The 9,843-nt window shown below is 72.9% G+C and carries 10 protein-coding genes and 1 riboswitch; of the genes, 1 reads left to right on the top strand and 9 read right to left on the bottom strand.

Annotation, left to right across the window (positions count from 1 at the left end; genetic code table 11):
* The first annotated feature begins 97 nt into the window (after positions 1–97).
* Positions 98–592 carry a YbaK/EbsC family protein gene (locus tag ACFWEJ_RS08450; protein WP_377228754.1) on the top strand — a complete coding sequence of 165 codons (495 nt, stop codon included), beginning with the start codon at positions 98–100 and terminating at the stop codon, positions 590–592.
* A 46-nt stretch (positions 593–638) separates the two neighbouring features.
* Here ACFWEJ_RS08450 and ACFWEJ_RS08445 read toward each other — a convergent pair whose 3' ends face one another.
* The 9 genes from ACFWEJ_RS08445 to ACFWEJ_RS08405 form a co-directional block, all read right to left on the bottom strand.
* Positions 639–1,148 (bottom strand): hypothetical protein, encoded by a 510-nt coding sequence (locus ACFWEJ_RS08445; protein ID WP_377228753.1) that lies wholly within the window; start codon positions 1,146–1,148, stop codon positions 639–641.
* Between the two features lie 42 nt (positions 1,149–1,190).
* Positions 1,191–1,745 carry a hypothetical protein gene (locus ACFWEJ_RS08440; protein ID WP_377228752.1) on the bottom strand — a complete coding sequence of 185 codons (555 nt, stop codon included), beginning with the start codon at positions 1,743–1,745 and terminating at the stop codon, positions 1,191–1,193.
* Positions 1,746–1,892: 147 nt separating this feature from the next.
* On the bottom strand, positions 1,893–2,786 hold the full coding sequence (locus tag ACFWEJ_RS08435; protein WP_377228751.1) for an SMP-30/gluconolactonase/LRE family protein: 894 nt from the start codon (positions 2,784–2,786) through the stop codon (positions 1,893–1,895).
* A 258-nt stretch (positions 2,787–3,044) separates the two neighbouring features.
* Positions 3,045–3,617, bottom strand: coding sequence for a cysteine hydrolase family protein (locus ACFWEJ_RS08430; protein ID WP_377228750.1), 573 nt, complete (start codon positions 3,615–3,617; stop codon positions 3,045–3,047).
* Positions 3,614–5,041 carry a purine-cytosine permease family protein gene (locus tag ACFWEJ_RS08425; RefSeq protein WP_377228749.1) on the bottom strand — a complete coding sequence of 476 codons (1,428 nt, stop codon included), beginning with the start codon at positions 5,039–5,041 and terminating at the stop codon, positions 3,614–3,616. Before ACFWEJ_RS08425 ends, ACFWEJ_RS08430 begins: the two co-directional genes overlap by 4 nt.
* Positions 5,042–5,150: 109 nt before the next feature.
* On the bottom strand, positions 5,151–5,990 hold the full coding sequence (locus ACFWEJ_RS08420) for a C40 family peptidase (RefSeq protein WP_377228748.1): 840 nt from the start codon (positions 5,988–5,990) through the stop codon (positions 5,151–5,153).
* A gap of 3 nt (positions 5,991–5,993) precedes the next feature.
* Positions 5,994–6,176, bottom strand: a riboswitch (cyclic di-AMP (ydaO/yuaA leader).
* A 178-nt stretch (positions 6,177–6,354) separates the two neighbouring features.
* Positions 6,355–7,719: an FAD-binding oxidoreductase gene (locus ACFWEJ_RS08415; protein WP_377228747.1), complete on the bottom strand. Its 1,365-nt coding sequence runs from the start codon at positions 7,717–7,719 to the stop codon at positions 6,355–6,357.
* Between the two features lie 85 nt (positions 7,720–7,804).
* Entirely contained in the window at positions 7,805–8,788 is a 984-nt protein-coding gene (locus ACFWEJ_RS08410; RefSeq protein WP_377228746.1) for an ornithine cyclodeaminase family protein, read from the bottom strand.
* Positions 8,785–9,807, bottom strand: coding sequence for a proline racemase family protein (locus ACFWEJ_RS08405; protein WP_377228745.1), 1,023 nt, complete (start codon positions 9,805–9,807; stop codon positions 8,785–8,787). The genes ACFWEJ_RS08410 and ACFWEJ_RS08405 overlap by 4 nt, the downstream gene beginning before the upstream one ends.
* Between the last annotated feature and the right edge of the window lie 36 nt (positions 9,808–9,843).

Raw genomic sequence — 9,843 nt, 5'->3', positions numbered from 1 at the left:
GCCGAGATCCGGGCCCAATGACTGGGTAGAAGCGCACTCCGGCGGGCGCGGACCAAAACGTGTGGGGCGGCGGCGGTCAGGTGTTTAGGATCGCCGCATGTCGAACTCCGTGCCCGCACCGATCCACCCCGCCGTCGAGAAGGTCACCGCAGCACTCGCCGAGGCGGGCGCCGCGGGCCAGGTCCGCTGGCTGGACGACGCCGCGACCACCGCAGCACTCGCCGCCGAGTTCCTCGGCATCGGTGTCGGCCAGATCGCGAACTCGCTCGTGTTCCTGTTCGACGGGACGCCGACCCTCGTGCTGACCTCCGGCGCTCACCGCGTCGACACGGACTGGCTGGGGGAGCAGGTGGGCGCCACCATCACGCGGGCGTCGAAGGAGCAGGTCCGGGACGCGACGGGCCAGGTCATCGGCGGCGTCGCGCCCGTGGGTCACCCGGCGCCCGTGCGCACCTACATCGACACCGCGCTCGGCGCGTACGACGAGGTGTGGGCCGCGGCGGGGCACGCCAAGACGGTCTTCCCGACGACGTTCGACGAGCTCGTCCGCATCACGGGCGGCACCCCGACGGCGGTCACCCCGGAAGACTGACGCCGCCGCCCGCTCAGACCCGGCTCGCCGGACGGGCGGACGCCGCTCATCTCGCCGGGACCGTGTGCAAGTGGGCGGCGTACTCGCTGACCTGCTGGAGGATCGCGTCCGCGGCCGGCGGGGCCGGCCAGAGCTGGAGCAGGTAGGAGTCCGGAGCGGTCTGGCCGTCGTCGGGCGTGTCCATGTCGCGGCCCGCGTCCATTGCGCGCAGGTTGTACCTGGCCCGGTGCCACCCGGAGTGCGGGATCCGCAGCGGGAGGCTCTCGTCGAACGTGTCGAGCGAGTAGTCACCGGGCAGCACGTCGACCGAGGCCTCGACGACGTCCTCCCATGCGGCGCCGATCGGAGGTTCGGTCTCGGTCCACTCGACGCGGAACGCCACCTCGCCCGTGTGCAGCCCGGTGATCCCTCCGAGCCGGTGCGGTTCCTGGGCGCCCAGCAGACCGTTGCGCTGGTCGCGCCGGGCAGCGATAAGGTCCTCGACGAACTCACCGGTCGGGGCGACGGAGAAGAAGCCGTAGTGGACCGAGATCTCGCCGTCGAAGAGAACTGTCATGGCGGCAGTCTGCCGGGAGCCACTGACACTCACTGCCGCCGATCAGCCGGCGAGCGCACCCCGGCCCGCGACGAGCGAGATCGTGCCCAGCACCAGGAACACCGGGGACGCCAGGATGCCGCACCAGAAGCTCGGGGCCGCGACCCGGCTGGGCAGGAACAGGCTCGCGACACCCGCGGCGGTGATGAGCACGGCTGCGAGCATCAGGATCGGCTGCTCGAACACGAGGGCCAGCGGCGCGAAGTGGGTGCCGACGACGATCAGCACGGTCGGCGCCAGCAGATGCTGGCGGCCGGTGCGCGCGTAGAAGATCGCGAGCCCGGCGATGACGGCGACCTCCAGCCAGAACACCACGATGTAGGCGATCATCGCGGGGTTGCCCGAGGCCATCGCCGTGGGGGTGTCCCAGTTGCGGATCAGCGTCGGCAGGCCGAGGCCGAGCAGCACCAGGCCGCCCGCGCCGAGCGCTCCGAGCACGATCCGCCAGACGACGCCGGCCGGCGGCCGCTCCTGCGCCCACCCCGCCCACACGAACGTGACCGTGCCGAACAGCACCGCGGTGAACACCAGGTCACGAGCGAACTCCAGGGTCAGCATCCCGGACCACCTCCTGGCGCAACGCTAGCGAACAACGCCCGATTTGTGCGGTTAGCGGCTGACTCGGATTCAGCAGGCTCCAGGCGACCACCAACGCAGGCTTAATGGACGCCTGGAGCCTTCTGAACGAGAGTCAGCGCTGGCAGGTCAGCGCAGCCCCGTGACCGTCACCCGGATCGAAAGCAGCAGGTTGGTCGCCGTCACGAACAGCACGTTGCGCTTGGCCCCGCCGAACGTGAGATTCGAGCAGACCTCGGGCAGCAGCAGCTTGCCCAGCAGGGTGCCGTCGGGGTCCAGGCAGTGCAGGCCGTCGTGCGCGGCCGCCCAGATCCTGCCGCCGTCGTCGACCCGGACGCCGTCGAACGTGCCGGCGTCGCAGGTCGCGAGCACCTCGCCACCGGACAGCGTCAGGTCGGGGCCGACGTCGAAGCGCCGCAGGTGCTTGCGCTCGCTGTCCGCGATGTAGAGGGTGCGCTCGTCGGCGGAGAAGGCCAGGCCGTTGGGTCCGGCGAAGTCGTCGGCGACCCGGGTGACCGAACCGTCCGGGTCACGGCGGTAGACGTGGGTGCCCCCGGCCTCGGGCACGGCGGCGAAGCCCTCGTAGTCGCTCTGGATCCCGTAGGTCGGGTCGGTGAACCACACGCTCCCGCCGCTGTGCTCCACCAGGTCGTTCGGGCTGTTCAGGCGCTTGCCCTCCCACCGGTCGGCCAGCGTGGTGACGGTCCCGTCGGGCTCGGTGCGCGTCACCGACCGGCTGCCGTGCTCGCACTGGAGCATCCGGCCCGCGCGGTCGACGGTGCGCCCGTTGGCGTAGCCGCCCGGGCTGCGCCACACGCCGACGGCGCCCGTGGCCTCGTCCCATGCGAGCACCCGGTCGTTCGGGATGTCGCTGAACAGCAGGGTCCGCCAGGCCGGCGAGTACGCCGGGCCCTCCAGCCAGCTGCCCTCGTCGAAGAGCACCTCGGCGTACGTGTCGCCGCGCACGGGGGCGAACCGCTCGTCGTGGCGCTCCCACCGGGCGCGGATCCTGTTGACGCTCACGTCTGTCCTCCTGTGTCCGATTGCGTGCATGTGACGAGTACCAGGCGACGTGCACGGGACCCGAGGGTGCCGGGTCCGCTGAACGTCGTTCGGCCTGGCTCCGAGTAGTTCACCCTGGATGGACTGTTCGGTACAGCCAGAGAACGCCCGTCCCGGCCGAACGCAGTTCAGCCCTCCCGGCGCCCCTCGCATTCGTGCTGTGTACCCCGGAGGCCCGCGTGACCAGGCCGTGCGCCCCGGGCGTGCCCGACACCGACCTCAGAGCGCACCGAGCACGTCGGCCGCCGTCGTGACCTCGATCAGCGGGGCGTACAGCCGCATGATCTCCAGGGCGCGCTCGTGGTTCTCCGGCGTCGAGCCCGCGCACGCGTCCTCGACGACCAGCACCCGGCGGCCCGCGTCGGCTGCGGCCAGCGCGGTGGAGATGACGCAGCAGTCGGTGGCCACGCCTGCCAGCACGAGCGTGCCGGCGTCGCGCGTGGCGGCTGCCAGCTCCGGGCCCCACTTGCCGAAGGTGGTGCGCGTGACGACGGGCGCGCCCGCGGCGACGACGTCGGCGAGGTCGGTGATCTCGTACAGCGGGTCGTCCTCGGGCACGAGCGCGAACGGCCACTGGTCGAAGTAGGCGCGCCAGGCGCCGTCGGGCACGGCGGGGGCGACGTACCGCGTGAGGACGGTGCGGCCCGTGAACGCGGGGAGCAGGCGCCGGGTCCCGGCGAGCGCGCGCGGGTAGTCGGGGGAGGCCCACGGGCTGGGCGGGACGGCGAACACGTCCTGCATGTCGATCACGACCAGCGCGGCGTCCGCCCCGACGGCGTCCGGCGCGCTCATCGCTCCTCCTGCCGCCGCACCGCGCGGGCGCTCAGCAGGAGCGTCCCGGCGAACCCGATCACCAGGGCGACCAGCACGCCGAGGTTGGCCCACGCCCAGTCGCCGTCCGCCCCGCCGAGGGGGCCGAGCAGGTAGCCCTGCCACTGCAGCCAGGGTGCGTAGGTGTTGGTCACCAGGCCCCAGCCGACGCCGGTGCCGACGACCACGAGCAGGACGGCGGCCCAGTTCACGGAGCCGTACCGGCCGGCCGGGTCGTACAGGTCGTCGTCGGCGTAGTCACGGCGGCGCAGCAGGATGTCGGCGAGCAGCACGCCGCACCAGGCGGCCACGGGGACGCCGAGGGTGATGAGGAAGCCCTGGAACGGGCCGATGAAGGAGTCGGCGACGAAGACGACGTAGATCGCGCCGACGACCATGAGCGCGCCGTCGATCGCGGCGGCCACCCAGCGCGGCGCGGGCAGCCCCAGGGAGAGCAGCGCGAGCCCGGAGGAGTAGATGTCGAGGGCGGCGCCGCCGATCAGACCGGCCAGGGCGACCACGATGAACGGGATGAGGAACCAGGTGGGCAGGATCGTGGACAGGGCGCCGATCGGGTCGGCGCCGATCGCCTCGTTGAGCACGGGGTCGGAGCCGGCGAGCAGCAGGCCGAACACGAGCAGGACGACGGGGGCCAGCGAGGCGCCCAGCGTGGTCCACCCGACGATGCCCCGCCCGGATGCGGAGCGCGGCAGGTAGCGCGAGTAGTCGGCGGCCATGTTGACCCAGCCGAGCCCGAAGCCGGTCATCATGAACACGAGCCCGCCGATCACCTGCGGGCTGCCGCCGGCGGGGATCGCGGCGACCGCGGCCCAGTCGATGTGGTCGAGCACCAGGACGATGTAGACGACGGTCAGCACGGCGGTCAGCACCGTGATGACGACCTGCAGCCGCATGACGAGGTCGAAGCCGAAGACGCCCGCGACGACCACGATGCCCGCCACGACCACGAGGGCAATGACCTTGGTGACGGTGCCGCCGCCCCAACCGAGCGTCCCGAGCACGGTCGACGTCGCGAGCGTGGCCAGCGCGACGAGCACCGTCTCCCAGCCGACCGTGAGGATCCACGACAGCAGCGAGGGCAGCTTGTTGCCCCGCACGCCGAACGCGGCCCGGGAGAGCACCATCGTGGGCGCCGACCCGCGCTTGCCGGCCAGCGAGATGAACCCGCAGAACAGGAACGACACCACGATGCCGATGGTGCCGACCACGACCGCCTGCCAGAACGACACGGCGAACCCCAGCAGGTAGGAGCCGTACCCCAGGCCGAGCACCGAGACGTTGGCCCCGAACCACGGCCAGAAAAGGTTGCGCGGCGAACCGCGCCGTTCGGCCTCGTCGATGGTGTTCAGGGCATTGGTCTCGACGCTCGTGGGCGCGCTGCTCATGGTGGCGATCCTGCCACGACGCACGAAGGGCCCGCACCGTGCTGGTGCGGGCCCTTCGAGCCGTGCGATCCGGAGGCCGGCTCCGGTGGAGCCGGGACGCCCGGAGGTGTCAGCTGATCCGGAGGTAGACCGGGCTGTCCTGCCAGATCTTGGACTCCCGGACGGTCTGGCCGGGGACCGGGGCCTCGATCTGCATGCCGTTGCCGGTGTAGATGGAGACGTGGCCCGGGGACCAGATGATGTCGCCCGGCAGCGCGTCGGCCGCGGAGACCTCGGTGCCGGAATTGCGCTGCGCCGCCGAGGAGTGCGGCAGGGTGATGCCGATCTGGGCGTAGACGTAGGACGTGAAGCCCGAGCAGTCGAACCCGGCGGGGGTCGCACCGGCCCAGACGTACGGGACGCCGAGGTATTGCATGGCGATGTCGACGATCTTGGACCCGGAGCTGGCGGCCGGGGCTGCCTTCTCCGCGGGCTTCTCGGCGACAGCGGTGGCCTTGACCTCCTGCTTGGCGGGCTCGGCCTCGACGACAGGCTCAGCCTCGACGACGGGCTCGGGCTCCGGCTCAGGCTCGGGAGCCGGCGTCACCTTGATGGTGCCGGTCTCCAGCGCGAACTCGCTGTCCGCCGCGACCTTCACGGCGGGGGCGGTGTCCACCTTCGCCGTGGTCAGGGCGGCGGTGGCCACCTCGGCGTCGGTCGACTTCTGCGTGGCGTCCTGGACGGCGTCGCGCACGGCCTCGAGCTCAGCGGTGTTCGTGCTGGGGTCGTTCGCGGGGGCGGCGTTGGCCGGGATACCGAGCAGGGAGATGAGGAGTCCCGATCCGGCGGCGACGACCGCGCCACGGCGGGCGGTCGCGGAGATGCCGCGGGATGCGGCACGTGAGATCGGGGTCAGCGGGGTGAGGGGTGCGTGGGCAGCACGATGGCGCCCGGGCATGCGTGTGGTCACAGCAATTTCTCCCGGCGCCTACGAGGTGAGCTGTCGGATTCGGATCGGAGAATGACCCGGCCGCGTCCTGCTGGTGCGGCTTCACCCCAAGGGCACCTGGCGGTGCCCACGTACTTGGTTCCCCCGTCCCTGTCATCTTGTTCAGAGCAGTCTCGTGACGGTGACAGGGCTCGGCGTCCACCACGAGTGCCCACGGAATTCCCCGCGAGCGGGACCGACCGTAGCCCGCCTGGGCCCGAAAGTCACGATCGCGTTACGGACATCCCGGTCGGGGCTGGAGCTATTGACCGGAATGTCCGACCTACGCTAATGCGGTGGGTGCCGTCCGGATCGAGGGCGGCGCCCACCGGGCCGAAGGTCCCGACTAGGACATCTGTCCAGGTCGCACATTGTGGTTCCGGGAGAACAGGTTGCTCGGGTCGTACTGCCGCTTGACCGAGGCGAGCCGCTCGTAGGTCGACTTCGGGTAGACGTCTGTGACGTCCGTCTCATCCGCTGTCGTGAGGAAGTTCGCGTACGCCCCGCTGAGATACGGAGCCAGCCGGCCCCAGAGCCCGTCCAGCACCGGCCGCGCGGCCTCGATCACAGGTGCCGGGCCCCCGGTGAAGGTCGTGACCATGAGCTCCGCGCCCCGGTGGGCGTACGCGGTGGCATCGCCCGGCACGCGGGACACCGCGCCGCCGAGGCTCCGGATCGAGATCGACGGTGCGCCCGGCGACGTGCCGGTCTCGGCGAGGACCCGCAGGGTCTCGGCGACCGACTCCTGGTCCACGAGGCCGTCGTGGGCCACCACGTGGATGCCGGGCGGCGGCGTCCCGCCCTCCACCAGGACGTCCGCGTAGGCCATCAGCTCGACGTCGTCCGCGACGACCGTCCCGAGCTTGCGGAGGGGCTCCAGGGCCCGCGCCGCGGCGTCCGCGTCGTCGCCGTCGAAGGCCACGTGGATCTCCACCGGAGCCTCCGGCCCGCCTGCGAGCGGGTTGGCGAGGTTCGCGATGGACGTGAGCTCCTCCGGCGCGGTGCGGAGGTAGTCCGCCCAGCCCTGGAGCACGGTGGCGGCCTCGGCCGCGGGGAACGAGACCTTGCCGAAGAAGACGCGCGTGGTGCGGTGCGCCGCGAAGTCGAACGACGTCACGACGCCGAAGTTGCCGCCGCCGCCACGGATCGCCCAGAACAGGTCCGGGTGCTCGTCGGCGCTCGCGGTGACGACGCCGCCGTCGGCGGTGACCACCTGGGCGGCCACGACGTTGTCGAGGGCCAGCCCGTACTTGCGGACCTTCCAGCCGATGCCGCCGCTCAGCGTCAGGCCGCCGACGCCGACGCTCCGGGTGTCGCCGGAGGAGATCGCGAGGTCGTGCGGGGCCAGCGCGTCCACGACCTGGCCCCAGGTGGCGCCGCCGCCGATCCGCACGAGGTGGCGCTCGGGGTCGGCAGGGTCGGCGGCGAGCACCTCGACGTCGGCGAGCTCGCCGAGGTCGATCACGATGCCGCCGTCGTTGGTGCTGAAGCCGGGGAAGCTGTGGCCGCCGCCGCGGACCGACAGGGCGAGCCCGGAGTCGGAGGCGAACCGGACGGCTGTCTGCACGTCGCCGACGGTCTTGGGCCGCAGGACGTAGGCCGGGCTGCCCGCGACCAGGCGCGAGCGTGCCACCGACTCGTAGTCGGCGTCGCCCGGCTCGATGAGGTCGCCGCCGAAGTCGCGGCGCAGGGTGTCGAGTGCTGAGGTCATGACGTTCCTTCCAGGCTGGTGTGCCGAACAAAGGTGTCGACTCGCCAGGCCTGGAAGATGTGACCGGAGGGCTGCGTGACCTGGGTCACGCGCCAGGTGGCGCGCCCGCGAGCACCGCCTCGGCCACCACGAGGTCCTCCCACGACATGCCGGTGGTCTTGACGACGAGCGGCCGCGCCGGGTCGGGGCGGACGGCGCCGGTGACGACGTCGCGCATCGGCACCAGGTCCCCGGCCGTCAGGGCGCCGTCCGCGATCGCGAGCACGACGTCGCCCGCCTCGCGCAGCGCGGCGCCCGGGTCCTCGGCGACGACGGTGCCGCGCGCGAGCAGCCTCGCCGGCAGCTCCCGTGCGCCGGGCTCGTGCGAGCCCACCGCGATCACCACGGCCGCGTCCGCGATCAGCGCGGCGTCGAACAGCGGCTGGCGGGCCGACGTCGCGCACACCACGACGTCCGCGGTACGCAGCGCGTCGTCGGAGCCCGGGCCGCCCAGCCGAACGACGGCCGCACCGGCGATCCGCGCGCCCTCTGTCCGGGTGACCCGCCCCGGGTCCCGGACGAGCTGGGTGACCTCGCCCAGCGGCCGGCGCTCGCCCAGGGCGTCCGCGAGCGTCGCGACGTGCCCGTGCGCCTGCGGTCCGGCACCGATGACGGCGACACGGAGCAGGTCGGCGCCGAGCGGGGCCGTGCCCTCCAGCAGCCGGTCCAGCACGACCGCCACCGACACGGCGGGCGTGCGCAGGGTGGTCAGCGCGATGCCGTCCAGCATCGCGACGACGCCGAGCGTGGCGGCGTCGAGCAACAGGTACGAGCCCTGGACGCGGGGCAGCCCGCGGGCGGCGTTGCCCGGGGCGACCGCCGCGACCTTGATCCCGACGTGCGCCCGGTCGCCGCCGCCGTCGGACGGCATGAGCAGCAGCTCGCCGGCCGGCACCGGCACGCCCTGGCGGGGCAGGTCGGCGGCCGGGTCCAGCCCGGCCACCAGGGCGGCGCGGAGGGCGGCGACGGCGTCGGCGGGGGAGCAGGCGGCGGCCACGGCCGCGGCGTCCAGCACGAGGGGCGCGCTCATCGCAGCACGAACCCGGGCACGAGGGTGTCGGCGGGGTCGACCACGAACCGGTGCTCGCCCGTGCGGTATGCCGTGCCGGTGACCTGGGGGATCACGGCGGGCAGGTCGCCCACCCGCGTGGTCCCGACGACGGCGCCCGTGAATGTCGAGCCGACGATCGAGGTGTGCTCCAGCACGGGACCGCCGACGCCGACCCGGCCGTCGTCGGCCAGCACGGCCAGCCGGGCGCACGTGCCCGAACCGCAGGGCGACCGGTCGACCTGGCCGTCCGCGAACACCGTGACGTTGCGCTGGCGCACCGTTCCGTCGGTGTCGACGCCGAGCTCCTCGAACAGGATGGTCCCGTACACGCCGCTCAGGCGCGGGTCGGTGGGGTGGACGGCGCGACCGCCGGCGTCGAGCGCGTGCTTGATCTCGCGCCCCACGGCGATGAGGTCCGCGTAGCTCGCCGGGTCGACCGACAGGCCGAGGCCCGCGGCGTCGACGCTCGCGTAGATCGCGCCGCCGTAGGTCAGGGTCGCCGACGCCTTGCCGCGCGCCGTGGGCACCGCGACGTCGCGGGCCAGCACGTAGCTGGGCACGTTCACGAAGTCGACGCCGACCGTGCGTCCGCCGGCCCGGTGCACGCGCGCGGTGACGCGGCCGGACGGGACGTCCACGACGACGTCGACGGTCCCGTCGTCGGGTGCTGCCACCAGGCCGGTGTCGACGGCCCAGGCGCCGAGCGCGATGGTGCCGTGCCCGCAGGCGGTCGAGAAGCCGTCCTTGTGCCAGAAGAGCACGCCGAGGTGGGCGCCGTCGTCGTCCGGCGGCACGATGAACCCGCCGTACATGTCCGCGTGCCCGCGCGGCTCGGAGCACAGCAGCCGTCGCAGCTCCTGGGCGTCGGGACTCGCCAGGGCGCGGGCGCGGCGGTCGGCCACCGAGTCGCCCGGCAGCGGCACGGGCGGCTCCGCGACGATCCGGAACGGCTCGCCCGCGGTGTGGTAGTCGGTCGTGGCGACGGTCTGCGTGATCACGCGGCCATCCTCGGTCATCCTGGTGGGTGCGTCCAC

Source organism: Promicromonospora sp. NPDC060204 (assembly GCF_042728455.1).
Taxonomy (GTDB): Bacteria; Actinomycetota; Actinomycetes; order Actinomycetales; family Cellulomonadaceae; genus Promicromonospora.
Note: the sequence above shows the minus strand (reverse complement) of the source record. Positions and strands in the feature narration are given on the sequence as shown.